Here is a 331-nt window from a genome sequence, read left to right as displayed (position 1 = left end):
CCGGTGGTGTGCCCGTACTCGGGATGGCCGGGGGTCTTGGAACCCCACGTCCGGAACGCCTTCAGGTCATCCAGCTCCAGACCGAAACCGGCCAGGTACAGCTGGGTGTAGAGGGTCAGGGACGAGTGGCCCGCGGACAGCACGAAGCGGTCCCGGCCCACCCAGTCGGGGTCCGCCGGATCATGCCGCATCACCTTCTGGAAGAGGGTGTACGCGGCGGGCGCCAGGCTCATCGCCGTACCGGGATGGCCGTTACCGACCTTCTGTACGGCATCGGCGGCCAGGACACGGGCGGTGTCGACGGCCCGCTGGTCCAACTCGGTCCACTCGA

General features: G+C 68.6%; 1 pseudogene. It reads right to left on the bottom strand.

What is annotated here, in order from left to right:
- A pseudogene (locus tag ACWBNA_RS47915) lies at positions 1-331 on the bottom strand (transketolase); the annotation flags it as partial.

Source organism: Streptomyces sp. Q2, from assembly GCF_056820935.1.
The sequence above is the reverse complement of the archived record's forward strand: the minus strand, read 5'-3'. Positions and strand labels throughout refer to the sequence as shown.